General features: G+C 59.2%; 21 protein-coding genes and 1 pseudogene. 11 read left to right on the top strand and 11 right to left on the bottom strand.

Annotation, left to right across the window (positions count from 1 at the left end):
- Positions 1-67 precede the first annotated feature (67 nt).
- The 3 genes from NW807_RS01245 to NW807_RS01235 are packed head-to-tail and all read left to right on the top strand — an operon-like array spanning position 68 to position 2,920.
- Positions 68-535 (top strand): DUF29 domain-containing protein, encoded by a 468-nt coding sequence (locus tag NW807_RS01245; RefSeq protein ID WP_414425069.1) that lies wholly within the window; start codon positions 68-70, stop codon positions 533-535.
- A 19-nt stretch (positions 536-554) separates the two neighbouring features.
- Positions 555-1,136 (top strand): rhodanese-like domain-containing protein, encoded by a 582-nt coding sequence (locus tag NW807_RS01240; protein WP_414425066.1) that lies wholly within the window; start codon positions 555-557, stop codon positions 1,134-1,136.
- Positions 1,133-2,920, top strand: a complete 1,788-nt coding sequence (locus tag NW807_RS01235; RefSeq protein WP_414425065.1) for a SulP family inorganic anion transporter — start codon at positions 1,133-1,135, stop codon at positions 2,918-2,920. The genes NW807_RS01240 and NW807_RS01235 overlap by 4 nt, the downstream gene beginning before the upstream one ends.
- On the opposite strand, the gene NW807_RS01230 is transcribed toward NW807_RS01235, so the two are convergent.
- Positions 2,895-4,151 (bottom strand): hypothetical protein, encoded by a 1,257-nt coding sequence (locus NW807_RS01230; RefSeq protein WP_414425064.1) that lies wholly within the window; start codon positions 4,149-4,151, stop codon positions 2,895-2,897. The genes NW807_RS01235 and NW807_RS01230 overlap by 26 nt on opposite strands.
- Positions 4,152-4,340: 189 nt before the next feature.
- On the opposite strand from NW807_RS01230, the gene trxA reads away from it, so the two are divergent.
- Positions 4,341-4,673 (top strand): thioredoxin, encoded by a 333-nt coding sequence (gene trxA / locus NW807_RS01225; RefSeq protein ID WP_414394061.1) that lies wholly within the window; start codon positions 4,341-4,343, stop codon positions 4,671-4,673.
- A gap of 79 nt (positions 4,674-4,752) precedes the next feature.
- Positions 4,753-5,469 carry a lipoyl(octanoyl) transferase LipB gene (lipB, locus tag NW807_RS01220; RefSeq protein WP_414425063.1) on the top strand — a complete coding sequence of 239 codons (717 nt, stop codon included), beginning with the start codon at positions 4,753-4,755 and terminating at the stop codon, positions 5,467-5,469.
- A gap of 14 nt (positions 5,470-5,483) precedes the next feature.
- Here the strand turns inward: lipB and NW807_RS01215 are convergent, their stop codons facing one another.
- Together NW807_RS01215 and NW807_RS01210 are read right to left on the bottom strand one after the other, a co-directional pair.
- Positions 5,484-5,963, bottom strand: a complete 480-nt coding sequence (locus tag NW807_RS01215; RefSeq protein WP_414425062.1) for a tetratricopeptide repeat protein — start codon at positions 5,961-5,963, stop codon at positions 5,484-5,486.
- An 81-nt stretch (positions 5,964-6,044) separates the two neighbouring features.
- Complete coding sequence (locus NW807_RS01210) at positions 6,045-6,626, bottom strand: Uma2 family endonuclease (protein ID WP_414425061.1); 582 nt, start codon at positions 6,624-6,626, stop codon at positions 6,045-6,047.
- Between the two features lie 148 nt (positions 6,627-6,774).
- On the opposite strand from NW807_RS01210, the gene purB reads away from it, so the two are divergent.
- From purB to NW807_RS01195, 3 genes are all read left to right on the top strand, one after another.
- Positions 6,775-8,070: an adenylosuccinate lyase gene (purB, locus tag NW807_RS01205; RefSeq protein WP_414425060.1), complete on the top strand. Its 1,296-nt coding sequence runs from the start codon at positions 6,775-6,777 to the stop codon at positions 8,068-8,070.
- A gap of 9 nt (positions 8,071-8,079) precedes the next feature.
- Positions 8,080-9,060 (top strand): aspartate carbamoyltransferase catalytic subunit, encoded by a 981-nt coding sequence (locus NW807_RS01200; protein WP_414425059.1) that lies wholly within the window; start codon positions 8,080-8,082, stop codon positions 9,058-9,060.
- Positions 9,061-9,146: 86 nt separating this feature from the next.
- Positions 9,147-10,514 (top strand): FAD-binding oxidoreductase, encoded by a 1,368-nt coding sequence (locus tag NW807_RS01195; protein WP_414425058.1) that lies wholly within the window; start codon positions 9,147-9,149, stop codon positions 10,512-10,514.
- Here the strand turns inward: NW807_RS01195 and NW807_RS01190 are convergent.
- The 3 genes from NW807_RS01190 to eda are packed head-to-tail and all read right to left on the bottom strand — an operon-like array spanning position 10,511 to position 12,236.
- Positions 10,511-10,954 carry a diacylglycerol kinase family protein gene (locus NW807_RS01190; RefSeq protein ID WP_414394048.1) on the bottom strand — a complete coding sequence of 148 codons (444 nt, stop codon included), beginning with the start codon at positions 10,952-10,954 and terminating at the stop codon, positions 10,511-10,513. The genes NW807_RS01195 and NW807_RS01190 overlap by 4 nt on opposite strands.
- Before the next feature lie 37 nt (positions 10,955-10,991).
- Complete coding sequence (gene ybeY / locus NW807_RS01185; RefSeq protein WP_414425057.1) at positions 10,992-11,498, bottom strand: rRNA maturation RNase YbeY; 507 nt, start codon at positions 11,496-11,498, stop codon at positions 10,992-10,994.
- Positions 11,499-11,525: 27 nt separating this feature from the next.
- Positions 11,526-12,236, bottom strand: a complete 711-nt coding sequence (gene eda, locus NW807_RS01180) for a bifunctional 4-hydroxy-2-oxoglutarate aldolase/2-dehydro-3-deoxy-phosphogluconate aldolase (RefSeq protein WP_414425056.1) — start codon at positions 12,234-12,236, stop codon at positions 11,526-11,528.
- A 236-nt stretch (positions 12,237-12,472) separates the two neighbouring features.
- On the opposite strand from eda, the gene NW807_RS01175 reads away from it, so the two are divergent.
- The gene (locus NW807_RS01175) at positions 12,473-13,567 is read left to right on the top strand and encodes a murein hydrolase activator EnvC family protein (RefSeq protein ID WP_414425055.1); all 1,095 of its coding nucleotides are present in this window, start codon (positions 12,473-12,475) and stop codon (positions 13,565-13,567) included.
- Here NW807_RS01175 and NW807_RS01170 read toward each other — a convergent pair.
- Entirely contained in the window at positions 13,558-14,208 is a 651-nt protein-coding gene (locus NW807_RS01170; protein ID WP_414410622.1) for an ABC transporter ATP-binding protein, read from the bottom strand. The two genes, NW807_RS01175 and NW807_RS01170, sit on opposite strands and share 10 nt — an antisense overlap.
- Before the next feature lie 27 nt (positions 14,209-14,235).
- The gene (locus NW807_RS01165; protein ID WP_414404903.1) at positions 14,236-14,484 is read right to left on the bottom strand and encodes a hypothetical protein; all 249 of its coding nucleotides are present in this window, start codon (positions 14,482-14,484) and stop codon (positions 14,236-14,238) included.
- Between the two features lie 148 nt (positions 14,485-14,632).
- Between NW807_RS01165 and NW807_RS01160 the strand changes: the two genes are divergently transcribed.
- Together NW807_RS01160 and metE are read left to right on the top strand one after the other, a co-directional pair.
- Positions 14,633-15,163: a low molecular weight protein-tyrosine-phosphatase gene (locus NW807_RS01160; RefSeq protein ID WP_414404904.1), complete on the top strand. Its 531-nt coding sequence runs from the start codon at positions 14,633-14,635 to the stop codon at positions 15,161-15,163.
- Positions 15,164-15,284: 121 nt separating this feature from the next.
- The gene (gene metE / locus NW807_RS01155; RefSeq protein ID WP_414425054.1) at positions 15,285-17,528 is read left to right on the top strand and encodes a 5-methyltetrahydropteroyltriglutamate--homocysteine S-methyltransferase; all 2,244 of its coding nucleotides are present in this window, start codon (positions 15,285-15,287) and stop codon (positions 17,526-17,528) included.
- Between the two features lie 129 nt (positions 17,529-17,657).
- On the opposite strand, the gene nuoK is transcribed toward metE, so the two are convergent.
- The 3 genes and pseudogenes from nuoK to NW807_RS01140 form a co-directional block, all read right to left on the bottom strand.
- Entirely contained in the window at positions 17,658-17,963 is a 306-nt protein-coding gene (nuoK, locus tag NW807_RS01150) for an NADH-quinone oxidoreductase subunit NuoK (protein ID WP_414394380.1), read from the bottom strand.
- Between the two features lie 45 nt (positions 17,964-18,008).
- Entirely contained in the window at positions 18,009-18,617 is a 609-nt protein-coding gene (locus NW807_RS01145) for an NADH-quinone oxidoreductase subunit J (RefSeq protein WP_414394032.1), read from the bottom strand.
- A gap of 105 nt (positions 18,618-18,722) precedes the next feature.
- Positions 18,723-18,923, bottom strand: a pseudogene (locus NW807_RS01140) (TPM domain-containing protein); the annotation flags it as partial.

The raw sequence follows: 18,923 nt of genomic DNA, 5'->3' as shown, positions 1-18,923 counted from the left end.
GGCTGTAAAGCCTGCGGGGCTAGCTAGACTTCTCTGAGCCGGCTGGTCAGAAATGGGAGGGTTGAGAGTGGATCCAGAAAGTCTCTATGAGAAGGATTTCTATGCTTGGACTCAGCAACAAGCTCAATTTCTGCGGGAGCGGGCTTGGGAGAAGCTAGACCTGCCCCATTTGATTGAGGAGATGGAATCGTTGGGCAGGCAACAGCGGCAAGAGCTGCGCAACCAGCTGGGGGTTTTGGTGGGGCACCTCCTGAAATGGGAGTATCAGCCGCAGGCTAGATCGGTAAGCTGGCTTCTCACCCTACAGGTGCAGCGGCAGGAAGTTCTGGATCTGCTGGAGGAAAGCCCAAGCCTGAGGCCCTATTTGCCGGAGGCCATCTCCAAGTCTTACCTGAGGGCGCTCCAGCTAGCCCTGGAAGAGACCAAGCTGCCCAGAAAGACTTTTCCCAAGACGTGTCCTTACGCTCCCGAGCAAATCCTGGATAGCCAGTTTTATCCTGGCGAGCCCAGCAGGTTGCTTGAGGAAGAAGGTTAGTTACCCGAGGAGGAAACCAATGACTGTAGCCCGACAAAATCCTACGCCTTCCGCTCAGCAGGAACGGGATCCCCGTCTCAAGGAGATCGACGCCCTGACCTTAAAGCAGTGGCTGGATCAAGGGCGGGTACAGCTCATCGACGTGCGGGAGCCGGGAGAATATGCCGATGAGCGGATCCCAGGGGCGATCAACATGCCTCTATCTACCTTTGACCCGGCCAGGGTGCCGGCCTCGACGCCGGAAAAACCGGTAGTGTTGCAGTGTCGCATGGGCAGTCGCTCCATCCGCGCTGCCTGTCAGTTGCTAGACCACGGCTGGCCGGAGGTGATTAGCCTCAAGGGCGGGATCGAGGCTTGGAAAGCGGCCAAGCTGCCCGTTACCCGCACCCAAAATGCTCCCATCTCCATCATGCGGCAGGTGCAGATTGCGGCGGGATCCCTGGTGCTCACCGGAACCTTGCTGGGAGCCTTTGTCCATCCGGCCTGGCTGGTGTTGAGCGGCTTTGTGGGAGCTGGGCTGGTGTTTGCCGGGATCACCAACACCTGTGGTCTGGCGCTGCTTTTGGCCTGCATGCCCTGGAACCGAGGTCAGGCCCTATGAGCGGGATCCCTTCCTCTTCCAGACAGAGAATCCTGGCGCGCTACCTGCCCTTTACCAGGGATTCCTTGTGGTGGCTTCGGTATCGGCCAGAGGATCTGCCAGGGGATCTCATGGCCGGACTGGTTACAGCCCTTCTCCTAGTGCCCCAGAGCATAGCCTATGCGCTGCTGGCCGGGCTGCCTCCCCAGACAGGTCTCTACGCCGCTATCCTGCCGGTCATCGCCTACGGCTTTCTAGGATCCAGCCGGGCTTTGTCGGTGGGGCCGGTGGCCATCATCTCCTTGCTGGTGGCATCGGGCTTGGAGCCGCTGGCTGAGCCGAGCAGCCCGGAGTATGGCCGGTTGGCGCTGGGCTTGGCTCTAGAAGCGGGCCTGATCCAGGTAGGGGTAGGGCTACTGCGGCTGGGGTTTTTGGCCAATTTCTTGAGCCGCTCGGTGGTAACGGCCTTTGGCAGCGCCGCAGCCCTAATCATCGCCTTCAGCCAGCTCCGCCATCTGTTGGGGGTGAAGATCGCCAACACCGAGTCCTTCTGGCTGCTGCTGCAACGGCTTTGGCAGAGCCTGGGGGGGGTAAACTGGGTCACTCTGGGGCTGGGGCTGTTGGCCATCACCCTCTTGGTGTACGCCCAGCAGAAGCTCCCCGCTCAACTGCGCCGCTGGGGGATCCCACCCCTCTGGGGCCTACTTCTCACCAAGGGCGCGCCGCTGGGAGCCGTCTTCGTGACCACGCTGCTGGTGTGGGGGTTGAACCTCTCGGAAAGAGCAGGAGTGGCGGTGGTGGGATCCATTCCGGCGGGTTTGCCCCCCCTGACCTTCCCTTGGCTGAGCTGGCCAGAGTGGCGAGCTTTGCTGCCCACAGCCTTGGCCATTAGCTTGGTGGGCTTTACAGAAAGCTATGCGGTAGGTCAGTCGCTGGCCAGCCAGCGGCGGCAGAAAGTGGATCCCAACCAGGATCTAGTGGCCCTGGGGGTGGCCAACCTGGCCGCAGCCACAAGTGGTGGCTACCCCGTAACCGGCGGGATCAGCCGCTCAGTAGTTAACTTTCAGGCCGGGGCCAACAGCGGCCTGGCTTCGGTGGTGACGGGATCCCTGATAGCCCTGGCGGTGAGCTGGCTGACGCCTCTGTTTACCTTCCTGCCCCAGACGACCCTAGCAGCTATTGTGCTGGTGGCAGTGCTGGGACTGGTGGATTTTCACCCCTTGCTGCAGAGCTGGCGCTACGACCGCGGCGATGCCTTGGTTTGGTTGGCTACCTTTGCCGGCGTGCTGGGGATCGGGGTGGAGCCGGGGATTGGGCTGGGAGTGCTGGTGTCTATCCTCCTCTTCCTCTGGCGGGCCAGCCGTCCCCACATCGCCATTGTCGGCCAGGTGCCTGGCACCGAGCACTACCGCAACGCGCTGCGCCATGAGGTGCTTACCGATCCGCGCATCCTGGCAGTGCGGGTGGATGAAAGCCTGTTTTTTGCCAACGCCGCCTACCTGCAGGAGTATCTGCTGCAAGAGGTGGCAGCGCGGCCAGCAGTGGAACAGGTGCTGCTGGTGGCCAGCGCCATTAACTTCATCGACGGCAGCGCTTTGGAGGTGCTGACTCAGTTGGTGGAACGTCTGCGCCAAATGGGGGTGGGCTTTGCCCTGGCCGAGGTGAAGGGGCCGGTGATGGATCGCCTCAAAATGGCGGGGTTTGTGGAGAAAGTGGGCGCCGAGCGCTTCTTCTTGTCCACCCACCAGGCGATGCAGGCTCTCAAATCCCAGGTGACCTCTATGCCGGCAGCCGCTGCCGGATGAGCACAATCGGCGTTTGCTCTGCCGCATTGCCCGCCGGGTTCTTGCGCAGAGCCTGCTCCACCAGCTCCCGCTCCACACCTGGGCTGGCCGCCAAGACGTTGACTTCGCCCAGGTCGTTGGCATCCACAATGGCCACCTCGTAGCCGGTCTGGGCGTGGAGCTCGGCCACCAGCTTGGCTGGATCCCGTGGTCCCAAGACAATGAACTGGTCATAGGGGGGCAAGGTGCCGGTGACATCGTCGATGAGATCCGCCTGCTCCCCCGCCAGGGCATAGAACACCCCTGGGATCCCCAGCAGCTTGGCCAGGGATCCCGCCACAAAGGCCCCCAGTACTCGCCAGGCCCCCGAACAGTCAATGAGCGTCTGCATCCCGTAGCAGCTTGAGAGACTGGTCTTGGAGGGGAAGAAGTAGCACAGGGTGCGAGCCAGCCAGCCAGGCTGCACCTGCAGGGGATGGCGAAAGTTGCCCTGCACAATGGCTACAGCACTCTCGGAAAGGGCCACGACATCGCCGGGTTGGAAGTGGGGGCCCACGTAGCGCCGCAACACCTCAGCCAGGTCATCGCTGGGGGTGAGCAGATGGGTGGGAATGGCAGCCCAACTCACCGGCCCCTGCTGCTGCCAGCACAGCTCCGCCAAGGGATCCACTTCCTGCAGCGGCAAGATGAGGTGGCTAGTCTTGAGGGTACGCCGCTGCCGCCCGTACTGGACGTAGTCCAGCTCCAGCCAGGCCGAGCGCAAATCTGCCAGTCCTTCCCCCCCTAGTTCAATCTCGACTTCTAGGCCAGTCTGGCTTTGGGGGGTGATGATGTAAGCCTGCCAGTAGTTGTCTTGGCGAGGAGGCAAGTCGGGGTGACGGGAGCGGAGGCGAATTTGGGTATGGATCCCCTCGACGGAGCTGGTGCTGAGCAGATGCAGTCGCGGCTCCACCTGGGCCAAGGTGACCTCAAAAAGGGGGTTGAGATTGCGGGCCACGAAGTCAGCCTGGATGAGCCAGCGGTCGGGGCTGAGGCGGTTGAGGCGCCAGCTCTGCGGCTCCACCACCAAGCAGTCGGCGGGGCGGGTTCTTAGCCAGTACAGCAACGTCCCCCCGCTCAAGAGCAGGCCGGCCGCCACCTGGATCCAGGCCGAGGGATCCCACAGCCAACGCCCGATCCCCCAGAAGCTCAAGAGCACCCCACCCAGTACCCCGGCCACCACACCTCGGCTCACCATCCGGATTGTTGCCATCGGGATCCCACTCCTTCGTTAAGCCCTGCTAAAGCCTCTCCCTTCCTTCAAGTTCGCTCCCTAGACTACAGGTACCGGCCAAGCCCTAGCCCTCCTACCGGGAAACCGAAAGCAAGCTGTAGCAGAATCTTTACCCACATTTCCATCTCAAACATTTAGACTGCAAATAGGTTGCATTCTTTGGTTGCCATGGCCCAGAAACAGTGGTTCAAAAGCTTTGACGACATGATCCAGGGATCCAAAACTCCCATTCTGGTGGATTTTTACGCCACCTGGTGTGGTCCCTGTCAGGTAATGGCGCAGGTGTTGGAGCAGGTGAAGCCCCAGGTGGGGGACGCCATTGCTTTCGTGAAGGTAGATATAGACAAGTACCCCAACATTGCCGCTCGCTGGGGGATCTACGCCGTGCCGACCCTCATCTTGTTCAAGGACGGGAGGCCGGTTGACCGCATCGAGGGACTGCTGCAGCCTCGCGCCTTGGTGGAGCGGTTGCGGGCGCAGGTCAATCTGTCGGTAGGCTAGGTCCCGGCCGACGGCTACTTCCTGGATAGGCAGCGGGGGCGGCACTAGGTCTTTGCCAGGGCTTGAGGGCTATTTGGGTGTGCCAGTTCTACACGTCCACCTGCCGGGAGAGGTGCCCTACCGCAAAGCCTGGGCTTGGCAACGGACCAGACTGACCCAGATGATCCGCAATCCCCAGCTACCGGATGGGCTACTGTTGCTTACCCACCCGCCGGTGTACACCCTGGGGGCAGGGGCTGATCCCAAGTTTCTCAAAAGCCTCCCTGGACAGATAGGATCTCCGGACACTCAGCCAGAGTCCCCTGCTACTGGAGGGCCGGAGATCCTGCGGGTGGAGCGGGGCGGCGAAGTGACCTACCACGGGCCAGGGCAGTGGGTGGGGTATGCAATCCTCAACCTCAAACGCCACTGTCTGGATATCCACTGGTACCTACGCCAACTGGAGCAGGTGGTCATCGAGACTGTGGCTTACTTTGGCTTGAGGGGGGAGCGGATCCCTGGCCTAACGGGGGTTTGGGTGGAAGGGCACAAAGTGGCCGCCATTGGCATCAAGGTCTCCCGCTGGATCACCTACCACGGCTTTGCCCTCAACGTTTGTCCAGATCTAGCTGCCTTCGAGGCCATCGTGCCCTGTGGGATCCCTGACCGACCTGTGGGATCCCTGGTGCAGTTTTGTCCGGAGGTGACGATGGCTGCTGTGGCCCCAGTGCTGGTGAAGTCTTTTTGTGAAGTCTTCGGGCTGCAGGCCCAGGCAGTTTCCCTAGAGGAGTGGCTGGGGGGCAAGGAAGAAAGCTGAACTTAGCCGGTTGCTTACTCCACCCCTAATTGGCGCAGCAGTTGCTGAATGATGGTTTGAACGGCAAAGTTGCCGCTTTTGGAAAAGAGAGCCAACGCCTGGCGAAAGTCGGCCATAGCGGCCTCTCGCTTCCCCATTTGCAGGTGGGCTATGCCACGGCTGAAGTAGGCTTCCGGGATCCCCGGATCCAACTGGATGGCCCGCTCGGCATCGACCAGAGCTTCTTGGGGCTGGCGCAAGGAGTTGTAAACGTAGCTGCGGTTCACGTAGGCCGGCGCATAGGTGGGATCCAACTGCACTGCTCGATCCAGATCTGCCAAAGCCGCCACCGGATCCCCCCGCAACAACTTGAGGGATCCCTGCCAGTTGAACTCAGAAGCCGTTTTTGGGCCTGAAGTGCTCTCAGCAGGAGTTGGCCAAGAGAGAGCAGGGGCAGCAGCCAAGAATGCTGTTAGGAAACTGATCAGGGCCACCCTTCCCAATCGACGCTTCATTGGCTCTGCACTGCTAAGGATCCCAAGCCACTCCAGCATAAACTGTCGGCAAGAGGGGCAACTCTTGAACCTCAATTGGACTTAAAAGGAAAGCTTCTGGAATAGATGAGAAACGGGTAGGGCAAATCCTGGAATGACTTCTTCACCCTCGAGAAGATCTACCGATTTGAGGAGACGCTCGGGCTCTTCAGAGCTGCGATACACCAGGATGTAGTGCTCAATGGGGTGGACGAGCCAAACCAGGCGGCTGCCATTTTCAAAGTACTCCACCAGCTTGTCATGAATTTCTTCGATTGTATTGCCGGAAGAGAGCACTTCAACAGCCAGATCGGGGGCACCCTCTAAAAATCCTATGGGCAGTTCGGTCATGCCCTGCAAGCGTTCTTTGGCAAAAAAAGAAATGTCAGGGGAGCGCCAATTGCCACTCTTCATCTTAAAAGCAGTGCTGGAATCTAAAACGACTCCCAGCTTCTTGGACAAAACGTAGGGGGCTAAAGCCGCTAATAGGAGACTGCAGACATAACCATGGAGTGCCCCTGCACTTCCCATATCAATTGGCTTTCCATCAACAACTTCATAGCGATGCCCCTCTTTGGACAACGCCATGAAGGCTTCCGCTGTCCAAGATCTTCCTTCCTGGGTTAGCGCAGCTCCGAGGGTCATCTGCAAACTCCCTGTTGCTTCTGGGTCAATTTCCCGCTCTTAAACAGTCTGGCGGCAGCGTAGGTCAAAGCTGCGGGGATAACTCAAGCGGGGAGGCCAAACGCTAGAATAGCTTGGCTTATCCTATCGTACTGACGGAAAAGGCACCTTGATCGAGCGCTACACTCTGCCGGAAATGGGCCAAGTCTGGTCCACCGCCCACAAGCTCCAAACCTGGCTGCAGGTAGAACTGGCCGTTTGTGAAGCCCAGGCGGAGCTGGGGCGGATCCCTCAAGAGGCCCTGCAGGAGATCAAAGCCAAAGCCGCCTTTGACCCAGCGCGGGTTTTGGAAATTGAGGCGGAAGTGAAGCACGACGTCATCGCCTTCTTGACCAATCTCAACGAGCACGTGGGTGAGGCGGGACGTTACATCCACCTAGGCCTGACCAGCTCGGATGTGTTGGATACAGCCCTGGCCCTGCAGCTAGTGGCCTCTGTGGAGCTCCTGCAAGCTCGCCTAGCGGATCTCATCGCTGCGCTGCGTGAGCAAGCTCGGCAACACCGCTACACCCTCATGATTGGCCGCACCCACGGCGTCCATGCTGAGCCCATCACCTTTGGCTTCAAGCTGGCCGGCTGGCTAGCCGAGTGCCTACGCCACCAGGAGCGCCTGGCGCGCCTGCGGGAAGTGGTGGCCGTGGGCAAGATCTCTGGGGCTGTGGGCACCTACGCCAATGTGCCCCCCCAGGTGGAGCAGTTGGCCTGCGCCCGCTTGGGCCTCAAGCCGGATACGGTCTCAACCCAGGTGATTTCTCGGGATCGCCACGCTGAGTATGTGCAGACTTTGGCCTTGATTGGGTCTTCCCTGGAGCGCTTTGCCACCGAGATCCGCCACCTGCAGCGGACGGAGGTGTTGGAGGCCGAAGAGTACTTTGCCCCCGGCCAAAAAGGCTCCTCCGCCATGCCTCACAAGCGCAACCCCATCAAAGCGGAACAATTGACAGGGATCGCCCGCCTGCTAAGGGGGTACGCCCTCTCGGCCCTGGAAAACATCCCCCTCTGGCACGAGCGGGACATCTCCCACAGCTCGGTGGAGCGGGTAATCCTGCCCGATGCTTCCATTCTCTGCCACTATCTGCTGGTCAACATGGCGGATCTAGTGCGCCACTTGCAGGTTTACCCTGCCAACATGGAGCGCAACCTCACCCTCTACGGCGGTGTTGTCTTCAGCCAGCAGGTGCTTTTGGCTTTAGTGGAAAAGGGCTTGAGCCGTGAGGAAGCCTACCGTCTTGTCCAAGAGAATGCTCACCGCGCCTGGAACCAGCCTGGCGGGGATTTCCGCGCCAATTTGCTGGCAGATCCCCGGGTGATGGCCCACCTGAGCGAGGCGGAGTTGCAGGCCTGCTTTGACCCGCAGCGGCACCTTACCCACCTAGACGAGATCTTTGCCCGCCTAGGCATTTGAGGATCCCCTATGGTTTGGCAGCGGCAGCACGTTTTGGGCCTGGCGGATTTTACTCCGGAAGAATACCAGATCGTTTTGCGAACCGCCGCCAGCTTTCAGGAAGTGTTGACCCGGCGGCTGCCCAAGGTGCCCACCCTGCAGGGAAAGGTGGTAGTGACGCTGTTTTTCGAGCCTTCCACCCGCACCCGCAGCAGCTTTGAGCTGGCGGCCAAGCGCCTGTCAGCCGATGTGCTCAACTTTTCCCCCGGCACTTCTTCCCTGGCCAAGGGGGAAACCATTCTGGATACAGTTCGCACCTTCTTGGCCATGGGCTCCGACGTGCTCATCGTCCGCCACGCCCAGGCCGGGGTGCCGCAGCAGTTGGCCGCCGAGATCGACCGGCGCGGATCCCATACGGGGGTGTTGAATGCGGGAGACGGCCTGCACGAACACCCCACTCAAGGGCTGCTGGATTTGTTTACCCTCTGTAGCCATCTGGATCCCCAGCGGCCTCGCCTCGAGCTGCTCCAGGGGGTGAAAGTGGCCATTGTCGGCGACATCCTCCACTCGCGGGTGGCTCGCTCCAACATCTACGCCCTGGTGGCTGCTGGCGCAGACGTCCACCTGGCCGGCCCACCTACCCTGCTGCCGAAAGACTTTGCTCAGTTTGTGCCCGGCCATACCCTGCCAGTGCACTGGCAGTTGGAGCCAGCCCTGGAAGGAGCCCGCTTTGTCATTGCCCTGCGCTTGCAGCAAGAGCGGATGAGCGAATTCCTCCTCCCCAGCTTGCAGGAATACCACCACCTTTTCGGCCTCACCCGGCAGCGGCTGCGCCTGTGCCACCCAGAAGTAAGGGTCTTACACCCCGGTCCGGTTAACCGCGGCGTCGAACTCAGTTCTGAGGTGATGGAGGACCCCGACCTCAACCTCATCGAGCGGCAGGTTGCCCACGGCGTGGCGGTGCGCATGGCGCTGCTGTACCTGATGGGGGGCGGGCGGATCCCAGCCTAGAGCCCAGCTCTACCGCTAGTCTGGCTTGCTGGCGGCTCCTTGTTGGTAATGATGGGATCAAGACCTTACCCCTAGAGAGGATCCCTATGACCATTGTCGCCGCTGAAAAGCTGCAGGGCTTGCTCTCGGAGCTGGCCGACATTGAAACCATTACTGATCCGTCAGAAGTGGCCAAGTTGTCACTGGACTTTTACCACTACAGCCCTGTGCTCAGCCGGCAGTTGAGCGACAAGCGAGGGGATGTGGTGGTGCGCCCAGCAAACGAACAAGAGGTCAAGCGAGTGGCAGCAGCCTGTGCCAAGTGGCGGCTTCCTCTCACCGTACGGGGCGCGGGCACTGGCAACTACGGCCAGTGCATTCCCCTAGCTGGCGGCGTGATCCTAGAGATGAGCAAGCTCAATCAGGTGATCTGGGCCAAGCCGGGGCTAGCGCGGGTGCAGGCAGGGATCAAGCTGGCTGCAATTGACAAACACACCCGCGAGATGGGTTGGGAGATCCGCATGGCTCCTTCCACCTACCGCACAGCCACCATCGGCGGCTTCATTGCCGGGGGCAGCGGCGGCATTGGCTCCGTTACCTACGGCCAACTGCTGGATCGAGGAAACATTCTAGGACTGCGGGTGGTGACGGTGGAGGAAGAGCCGCGGATCCTGGAGCTGCGGGGAGACGACGTGTTCAAAGTCAGCCACGCCTGGGGCCTCACCGGGATCATCACCGAGGTGGAGATCCCCCTGGCGCCGGCTTACCCGTGGGCAGAGCTGATTGTAGCCTTCCCTCCTGAGGGGGGGTTTATGCCCTGCGCCCGGTTTGGCCAGGCTCTAGCCGCTGCCGATGGCATCCTAAAAAAACTCATCAGCCTGCATGCTTGGCCGATCCCCAGCTATTTCGCGCCGCTACGGAGTTACTTGCCGGAGGGATCTGCGGTAGCCCTGTTGATGGTGGCCGAATGCAGCCTGGAGCCGCTGCTAGAGCTCATCCGGGAGCATGGCGGCCAGGTGGTCTACAACAAAACGGCCCAGGAGGCCGCCAAAGGGATCTCGCTGGGGGAATTTTCCTGGAACCACACCACTCTGCACTGCCGCAGCGTGGATCCCAATTTGACCTATCTGCAGTCGATTTTCCCGCCTGACCGGGAGCTGAAGCTGGTGCAGCATCTGTACGAGCACTTTGGCGACGAAGTGCTGATGCACTTGGAAATGATTCGCCTTGGGGGACAGGCCATCCCCGTGGGTCTCCAAATTGTCCGCTTTACCACCGAAGAGCGGCTCAACGAGATCATGCGCTACCACGAGGCCCAGGGAGTGTTCATCGCCAACCCCCACACCTTCATCCTCGAAGAGGGAGGCCGCAAGGTGATGGATCCGCGCCAGGTCCGTTTCAAAGAAGAGGTGGATCCCTATGGGCTGCTCAACCCGGGCAAGACGCGCACCTGGCAAGGCCGAGCCTCTGCTTAAAAGGGGGAAGGCAGATGCTGGGGCAATAGCAGCAGCAAGGGCGGGAGAAACAGCCAAGCTGCCACCGCCACAGAAGCCAGCGCTGCCACCAACACTGCCCCAGCAGCACAGTCTTTGGCAACTTCTGCCAGCAGGTGATAGCGACTGCCCAAGGTGAGATCCACCACTGCTTCTAGGGCAGTATTCACCAGCTCGAGAGCCATCACCAGACCACTGGTCAGGCTGATCAAGGCCATCTCCACGGCGCTCAACCGCAGGGCCAGGCCCAAGCCAAAGGCCAACACCGCTGCCAGGAGGTGGATGCGAAAGTTGCGCTGGGTGCGAACGGCGTACAGCAAGCCCCTGCCCGCATAGTAAAAACTCTTGCCCAGGTTGGTGGCCACGCACCAAGAAAGGGGGCGCCGCCAGGGATCCTCCCTTGGAGACTCAACCGGGGCCATAGAATCATCTGCCCAGCGCAGGGGCGAGGGAAAGCGACTAGGGCTGTCGGCCATGAGCCACCTCCAAATCTTCTTGGATGGCAGCAAGCAGGTTTTGCTGTTGCTGTAGCATGCGCTGTAGGGAAAGTTCATCGGGGTGATCCCACCCCAGAAGATGCAGCAGCCCGTGACTGGCCAGCCAGGCCAGCTCGTGGGACAGTGAGTGTCCTTGCGCCTTGGCCTGGGCGCAGGCGGTAGGCACAGAAATCACAATATCCCCCAGTAGACGCACTCCTGTTAGCTTCTGCACCTCCACAGGAGCAGCCATTTCCTCAGCGGCAAAGGCCAGCACATCGGTGGGGGCGTCGATGTGACGAAACTCGCGGTTGAGCTGGCGAATGCGTTCGTCGGAAGTAAGGCAGAGGCTGAGTTCGCAGGGATCCGTCACCCCCAGCTTACCCAACCAAGCCTCAAACCAACGTCGCCAAGTGGCCTCCTCAATGGGGCTGGGGACCTGCAGCTCCAGGTACAGATCCAGAAACCCCTCCATGCAGCTCTCGCTCACACCATGCCCCCTATTCTACTGGCTTGCTCAAGTTAAGCTCGGCTTGGGAGCTGGGGCTGCCTTTCTCTGTTCGACAAGCTGCGCCAGCGCTTGCCGTAGCCGGTTTTCCAACCTCTGTTGGCTATCGTTAAACAACTCCGCCGGGAACAGATCCCCAGCAATGCCGACGGCCCAGGCCCCTGCCCGCAAGTACTCCGCAGCATTGGCTAGGGTAACCCCGCCGGTTGGGATCAAAGGCAGGGATCCCAGCACTGGCTGGAGGTGGCGCAAGTAGCGGGGCCCTCCCAGGCTTTCTGCTGGAAACACCTTCACTGCCGCTGCCCCTGCTTGCCAAGCTCTCCAGATCTCGCTGGGGGTGAGCGCACCGGCAACGATGGGCAGCCCCACCTCCTGGCCCCAGCAGATGAGGTTCTCGTCGGTGAAGGGGCAAACACAAAACTGGGCTCCTGCCTGCCAAGCTTGCTCTGCCATCTGGCGATTGAAGACCGTGCCCACTCCTATCCAACACTGCGGGTACTCCTGTCGCAGGTGGCTAACTAGCTGCAAATACTGGGGAACTTGCGTGGTGATTTCGATGTGGCGGATCCCGGCTCGGATGGCCAGAGTGGCCCCCGCCAGGGCTTGGGCGTGGCTGGCCAAGAGGCGAATCACGGCAATCAAGGGCTGCTGCCATAAGTCAAGTAGCCAGAGGTGCTGTGACCCATTCCTGAAACTGCGTTCAGAACTCTCGAAGGCCATCTTTTGCAGTTGCCCAGCTTAGGTCTACCACCATTTTCTGCACTGGAGCTCGGTTTTGCTTACCAGCCAGTAGCCTGACAGGTCGCAAACGAACGCCCTTGGTATCTTGCCCTTGGTATCTTTAGGGGCGGTAGCTGCTGAGAGTGGGGGGAGTGATGAGTCTCAGGAGGAAGGCAAGCAGCCTAAAGGCATGGGCAATCCTGGGGTTGCTGGCCCTCCTGCTGTGGGAAGGATGGATGAGGGTTGCTCCATCGCAGGCGCAGAGTGTCCACCAACTGCAACAGCGGCAGCAGCACATCCAACAGCAAATCCAGCGCACCCAGCGCCGTCTTGGGGAGCTGCGCCAAGCCGAAGAAGAAGCCCGCCGCCGCATGGGATCCCTGCAGCGAAACCTTCAACAGACCGAAGTTAGCCTGCGGGACAACCAATACCGGCTGGAGCAAGCCCAGAAAGGGCTAGAGCAAGCGCAGCAAGAGCTGCAGGAGCTGGAAGAGCGCCTGAGACGGCAGCAACGGGGTACGGCTGCCCGCTTACGCTACATGCAGCGGCAGGGAGCTGAACAGTGGTGGGCTTTGCTGCTCACCAGCCGTGACCTCAACGAGTTTTTTGACCGCCGCCACCAATTGCAACTGTTGATCGAGGCGGATCGGCAGTTAATCCAAAAGCTGCAGGCGATGGCCAAGGAGGTGGAGCAACAGCGCATTGCCCTGGAGGCGCAGCGCAACGAGATCTCCCTAATCCTGCAGGAGCTGGCGGCTCAGAAAAACCAACTGCAGCAGCAGGCTGCCCTCCAAGAGCAGCTCATAAGCCGCTTGGCCAAAGAGCGTGCTGCCTACGAGGCAGCCCAACGGCGTCTGGAAGCCGACTCCCAACAGCTGACCCGTCTCATCCAATACCTGATCGCCCAACAGGCTCAGCAGCGAGGGGGCAGGGATCCTGTTCAGGGAACAGGCCGGCTGATCCCACCGGTGCACGGGCCGATCACCAGCGGCTTCGGCTGGCGGGTTCACCCCATCTATGGCATCCGCCGCTTCCACACCGGGATCGATTTTGGCGTGCCCACTGGCACCCCCGTGAGAGCGTCAGACCGAGGCACCGTCATCTACGCCGGCTGGTACGGCGGCTACGGCTACACGGTCATTGTCAACCACGGCGGCGGTATCACGACCCTCTACGCCCACAACAGCCGCATCACCGTAGGGGTAGGCCAAAAGGTCCAGCGCGGGCAAGTCATTGCTGCTTCCGGCTCCACTGGCCTTTCCACCGGCCCCCACGTTCACTTTGAGGTGCGAGTCAACGGCCAGCCGGTCGATCCCCGCCGTTATCTGTAGAGCAGCGCCTCTGCCGGCAGGGGCTGCAGGGATCCCGCCTGCAAAAGCCAGCGCACATCGGCAATAGAAGACAGCTCTTCTGGGTCGTGGGAAACCACCAGCACCGTCCAAGTGGATTTCAGCCGGGCCAACAGCTCGATCACCTGCTGTCGCACCGACCAATCTAGCCCCGCTGTCGGCTCATCCAGCAGCAGCAACAGGGGGCCGCGAACAAGCTGCACCGCCAAGGCCAGGCGCCGCTGTTGCCCGCCACTGAGACGGTTGGGGGAGCTCTGGAGAGGGATCCCTTCTAGTCCCACTTGTTTGAGGGCGTTCTCAACTTCCTTTGGGGTCAGCTCCGGGTGGCCAAAGCGCATTTCTTCCAGCACCGTCAGGCCACAGAAGTGCCGCTCGGGAAACTGAAACACCAGCCCTGCCAGGCTGCGCAGCTGCTGAGGAGAGAGCTCTGTTCCTCCCCAGGCAATCCGCCCGCGTGTGGGCCGCGCCAAGCCGGCCAAAATTTCCAGCAGGGTGCTTTTGCCAGCCCCACTTTTGCCCACAATCAGCCCCAACTGGTTCAAGCCCAGCTCAAAGGAGAGATCGCGAAGAATCGGCTGGGGAAGGGCTGCCGGATGGTAGAAAAGGTGCTGCACCTGCAACATGGGCGCCTGAGCTGGGAAAGTTGAAGACTAAAGCCATTCTTCTAGGCGCCCAAGTTGATCCCGGAAGCCATAGGTGAGTTCGCGGTACCACTCCCGCAGCTCAAATTGATCCACAGCTCGCCGCAAAGCTTCTTGCGACCGCTCGATTGGGCGCAGGGCGGCAGGTGGGATCCCTTCTTGGGCAGCCCATTGTTCAAACAGAGCTAGCTCCGTTTGCAGGTAGAGAATAAGATTGGCCACATCCTGAGGATGGGGGTAGTGAGTGGCATCTGGCATAGAGGACTTAACCAGCGGAACTAGCTCCATTTTGGCCAAGAATCCACTCTGCTGCCGCCCAAACCCAACAAGATTCGGGAGGAGGTTTTCTCCGCCCCTGCCTACTTCCGCGAGATAATACAAGGGAAAACGCTCACTGCTGTCACTCATGACCCAAAAGCTTTTGTTCGTGTGTCTGGGCAACATCTGCCGTTCTCCCGCTGCTGAGGGGATCACCAACTACTTGCTGCGCAGCAGCGGCTACGAAGAAGCCATCCTTTGTGACTCGGCAGGGACAGCCGCCTATCACATTGGCAGCCCGCCGGATCGGCGCATGCGTCAGGTTGCCCAGCGCTACGGGCTAGAGCTGCAGGGCCGGGCCCGCCAAATCCATCCTCTGGATCTGCGGGAGTTCGACTTGATCCTGGCCATGGATCGGCAAAATTACCGAGATATCCTGAGCCTAGATCCCCAGAGGAAATACGCCGAGAAGGTGCGCCTAATCTGCAGCTACTGTCGTTCTCACACCGATGAAGAAGTTCCAGACCCGTACTATGGGGGCGAGGCTGGATTTCACTATGTCATCGAGCTACTTTGGGATGCCTGCAGCGGTCTCCTAGAGTCGCTAATCCCTGGGATCCAATGCCCGCCGTTGCCAACCCAGCCTTCCCAGCCTTCTGCATCCCCTCCTGCTGCATAGACAGGCTTGCTAGGTAAGCCCTAGAATGGTCAGCTAATGCCTAGGAGCTTCTCTACAACAACCAGTCCCTCGCAGGGAATTCTTTACCAGCCGGAAGTGTACTTTTTGTAAGGGTGGAGCTATGACCTCTCCCACAGCAACTTTGGGTTACCCCCGAATTGGTAAAAATCGTGAGCTGAAGAAGGCACTGGAGTCCTTTTGGAGTCAAAAATCTGACGCAACTAGTCTCCACCAAAGCCTGCAACAGGTGATGTTGGCCAACTGGCAAACCCAGAAAGATGCAGGTATTGACCATATCGGCATTGGGGACACTTCTCTCTATGACTTAGTTCTGGACTGGATTGTATTTTTGGGACTGATCCCCAAGCGGTTTCGCCACTTGTCAGGTCTCGATCAGTACTTTGCCATGGCCCGAGGGAAAGAGAATATCCCGGCCCTGGAAATGACCAAGTGGTTTGATACCAACTACCATTACCTAGTGCCAGAGATCGATGAGGATACTCAACCTAAAGCGGATTTTTCTAGTTTCCTGGAAGTAGTTAACCAAGCACAAAGCCTTCTGGGACAAAGAGCTGTTCCCATCATTCTTAGCCCCGTAACCCTACTTTGCCTGAGTCGCCTCAAGGGAAGTTTGCAAGAGCATTTGCATCGTTTACTGCCCTTGTATGCTGAGTTGCTGAGGCAGCTCGCTGCGCGTGGCGTTACTGAAGTGCAGTTCCACGAGCCCATCTTAGTTACAAGCCGAGCAGAAGCCCTAAGAGAAGCAATTACAACTACGTATACCCAATTGGCCACTGCGGAGGTTCCAATTCACCTTGTAACCTATTTTGACGACTTGGGGAACACCTATCCCTGGGTTGTGGAATTGCCAGTGGCAGGCATTGGTCTAGATTTTACGCGGGGGAACAATTTAGAACTTCTGCAGACATATGGCTTTCCCCGGAGCAAGCAATTGGGCGTGGGTCTGGTTGATGCGCGCAACATTTGGAAAATTCGTCCCCAGCGGGTGCTTTCTATCCTAGAGAGCATCCAAAAGGTTACCACCAATTTGCGAATTCAGCCTTCTGCGTCCTTGCAATTTGTGCCCTATGATGCCCGACGGGAAACCCACCTGCCCACTCCTCTGCGTCAAGTGCTGAGTTTTGCAGAACAGAAGCTAGAGGAAGTTGTCCTCCTGGCCCAGGGAGGTTCAGCAGCCCAAGAGCAACTGGCTGTCATTGAAGCCCAGTGGCAGGAATTTGCCCAGTTTAGCCCCCCAAATCCAACTGTACGGGAGCGAGTTCGCCAGATAACCCCCCAAAGCCTGGAGCGTGCTCTACCCTACGACCAACGCCGCCCTCTGCAGCCTCAACTGCCCTCTTTGCCCACCACCACCATTGGCTCGTTTCCCCAAACTGAGGAAGTACGCCAACTGCGGGTCAAGCGCAAACGTGGCGAGATCACTCAGGCGGAGTACGAAGCAGCCATTGATGCGGAAATTGCCCGTTGCATCCGGTGGCAGGAGGAGGTGGGGCTAGACGTTTTGGTTCACGGGGAATTCGAGCGCACCGATATGGTGGAGTTTTTCGGGCAACAGCTAGAAGGCTTTGCCTTTACAGAACACGGCTGGGTGCAGAGCTACGGTAGCCGTTGCGTACGTCCACCCATTATCTATGGTGACGTGGCACGCCGCCAGCCCATGACGGTGCGGGAGTTTCGTGTGGCCCAATCCCTGACTTCGAAAATTGTAAAAGGGATGTTAACAGGGCCCGTAACCCTATTGAACTGGTCTTTTGCACGGGACGATCTCCCAAGACGGGAGCAGGCAATGCAAATTGCTTTGGCATTGCGGGATGAGGTGGCTGACCTGGAGGCTGCAGGCGCCAAGATGGTGCAAATTGATGAGCCAGCCCTGCGGGAGGGTCTACCCCTAAAGCAAGAACGTTGGGACGAATACTTATCTTGGGCGGTAGACGCTTTTCGCTTGACTGCAGGCGTTGCTAAGCCGGAAACCCAAATTCACACTCACATGTGTTACTCAGAGTTTGGTGACATCATGCCCCACATTCAGCGCTTGGATGCAGATGTACTGTCCATTGAAAATAGCCGCAGCAACAACGAAACCCTGCGACAAATTGCGGAGGCAGGCTACCAACATCAAGTGGGGAATGGAGTTTACGACGTCCACAGCCCAGTAGTACCTACTGTAGATCAGATTGTTCAACAACTGAAGACCGCTATGGAGCTTCTGCCACTGCAGCAAATCTGGGTAAATCCTGACTGTGGACTGAAAACCCGCCGCTGGGAGGAGGTCATCCCTGCTTTGAAGAACATGGTGGCAGCAGCAAAAACGCTGCGGGAAGAAATCTCTTCCTCAGCCCAGTAAAACAACTTGCCGACATAGAGAGAAGGCGGTGGTGGCAAGCTAGAAAGTTCTGCTACAGGCCACTACACCGCCTCTACTTTAGTTGGCAAGTGCTAACGGTGGGTGTTCTCCCGGCGCTAGCTTGATAGGCTACCACTTAAGCAGGTTAAATCTCTCCATATCAATGGTGGCGCGATTGCGGTAGATCCCGAGCACAATGGCCAAGCCTACAGCGGCCTCGGCAGCCGCCACAGTGATGACAAACACCGAGAACACCTGGCCGCGAATCAGAGCTGAATCGACAAAGTTGGAGAAGGCCATAAAGTTGAGGTTCACCGCATTGAGCATCAGCTCAATGGACATCAGCACCCGAATGGCATTGCGGCTAACGATCAACCCATAGATGCCAATGCAAAAGAGGATCGCTGCTACTACCAAGAAAAACTGCAGTTGCAACATCGCAAGAGACTCCGATGGGTAGAGAGGGGTATGAGACCAGCTCTAGCGGGTGCTCACTAGCTCTGCTTGCCGCTCTGACTCCGATTCAAGCTGGGGTCGGGCCCGCTCCAGCAAGCTGAGATCCCCCTGTTGGGCTTGGGGAACGACAAACTCTCGACGCGCCAGCACAATGGCCCCGATCAACGCCATCAGCAGCAGAACGGAGGCCAGCTCAAACGGCAACAGATAATCGCTAAAGAAATGCCCCCCGATCACCATAGCGCTGCTTAGAGGCTGGATTGGCTGCAGAGGCCAAGGAGTGTTGAAGGCCATCACCGTAAGCAGGGCAAACAGACCCAAACACACTGCCGCTGTCACTCCATTGCGCAGCCAGCCCAGCTTCAGAGGGGCAAAGGTGTAGCGCCGGTTCACCAGCATAATGGCAAACAGGATCAGTACGTTGACGGCGCCGACGTAGATCAAAACTTGGGCGGCGGCCACAAAATCGGCATTCAAGAGAAGGTACAGCCCAGCTATGCTCAGGAAAACGCCCCCCAAGAGAAAGCCGGAATAGACGATGTTAGGGGCCCAAACCACTCCCAGGGCAAAGCCAATGGCCATTGCCGAGAGCACCCCAAAGCTAACCAGTTGTACGCCTTCTGCAAGGGTCATGGGATCTTCTCTATCGCTGCTCCCTTACCACTGTACTGCCCTGGCGGATTTAAGAGAAGCCCGACTCCTTTTTCAGATCGATAGAGAAATCTCTAGAGTTGGGTCTCACCAACTGCCGCCCGCTCCGCCACCTCCGCTGCTACCGCCACCGAAGTCTGAATCTCCACCTGAATCTCCACCGAAGTCTGAATCTGTGCCTGTGTCGCTGAGCTCGGGGATGACCACCTCTCGCTCGCTGCGGTACCCGCAGATAGGACAGCTCAGGATTTCCAGCTTCAAGCCGCTAGAGGAATAGGTGGCTTCCCT

The sequence above is a fragment of the Synechococcus sp. R70.1 genome, from assembly GCF_047461675.1.
GTDB lineage: Bacteria > Cyanobacteriota > Cyanobacteriia > Thermostichales > Thermostichaceae > Thermostichus.
Note: the sequence above shows the minus strand (reverse complement) of the source record. Positions and strands in the feature narration are given on the sequence as shown.

What these genes read in the sequence shown, in the direction of transcription:
- NW807_RS01240 (WP_414425066.1), top strand. Translation starts at nt 555, where the DNA reads ATGACTGTAGCCCGACAAAATCCTACGCCTTCCGCTCAGCAGGAACGG.
- NW807_RS01165 (WP_414404903.1), bottom strand. Translation starts at nt 14,484, where the DNA reads ATGCCAGATGCCACTCACTACCCCCATCCTCAGGATGTGGCCAATCTT.
- NW807_RS01160 (WP_414404904.1), top strand. Translation starts at nt 14,633, where the DNA reads ATGACCCAAAAGCTTTTGTTCGTGTGTCTGGGCAACATCTGCCGTTCT.
- eda (WP_414425056.1), bottom strand. Translation starts at nt 12,236, where the DNA reads ATGGCCTTCGAGAGTTCTGAACGCAGTTTCAGGAATGGGTCACAGCAC.
- NW807_RS01195 (WP_414425058.1), top strand. Translation starts at nt 9,147, where the DNA reads ATGACCATTGTCGCCGCTGAAAAGCTGCAGGGCTTGCTCTCGGAGCTG.
- metE (WP_414425054.1), top strand. Translation starts at nt 15,285, where the DNA reads ATGACCTCTCCCACAGCAACTTTGGGTTACCCCCGAATTGGTAAAAAT.
- NW807_RS01230 (WP_414425064.1), bottom strand. Translation starts at nt 4,151, where the DNA reads ATGGCAACAATCCGGATGGTGAGCCGAGGTGTGGTGGCCGGGGTACTG.
- NW807_RS01175 (WP_414425055.1), top strand. Translation starts at nt 12,473, where the DNA reads ATGAGGGTTGCTCCATCGCAGGCGCAGAGTGTCCACCAACTGCAACAG.
- NW807_RS01145 (WP_414394032.1), bottom strand. Translation starts at nt 18,617, where the DNA reads ATGACCCTTGCAGAAGGCGTACAACTGGTTAGCTTTGGGGTGCTCTCG.
- NW807_RS01235 (WP_414425065.1), top strand. Translation starts at nt 1,133, where the DNA reads ATGAGCGGGATCCCTTCCTCTTCCAGACAGAGAATCCTGGCGCGCTAC.
- NW807_RS01210 (WP_414425061.1), bottom strand. Translation starts at nt 6,626, where the DNA reads ATGACCCTCGGAGCTGCGCTAACCCAGGAAGGAAGATCTTGGACAGCG.
- NW807_RS01215 (WP_414425062.1), bottom strand. Translation starts at nt 5,963, where the DNA reads ATGAAGCGTCGATTGGGAAGGGTGGCCCTGATCAGTTTCCTAACAGCA.
- NW807_RS01200 (WP_414425059.1), top strand. Translation starts at nt 8,080, where the DNA reads ATGGTTTGGCAGCGGCAGCACGTTTTGGGCCTGGCGGATTTTACTCCG.
- trxA (WP_414394061.1), top strand. Translation starts at nt 4,341, where the DNA reads ATGGCCCAGAAACAGTGGTTCAAAAGCTTTGACGACATGATCCAGGGA.
- NW807_RS01170 (WP_414410622.1), bottom strand. Translation starts at nt 14,208, where the DNA reads ATGTTGCAGGTGCAGCACCTTTTCTACCATCCGGCAGCCCTTCCCCAG.
- NW807_RS01190 (WP_414394048.1), bottom strand. Translation starts at nt 10,954, where the DNA reads ATGGCCCCGGTTGAGTCTCCAAGGGAGGATCCCTGGCGGCGCCCCCTT.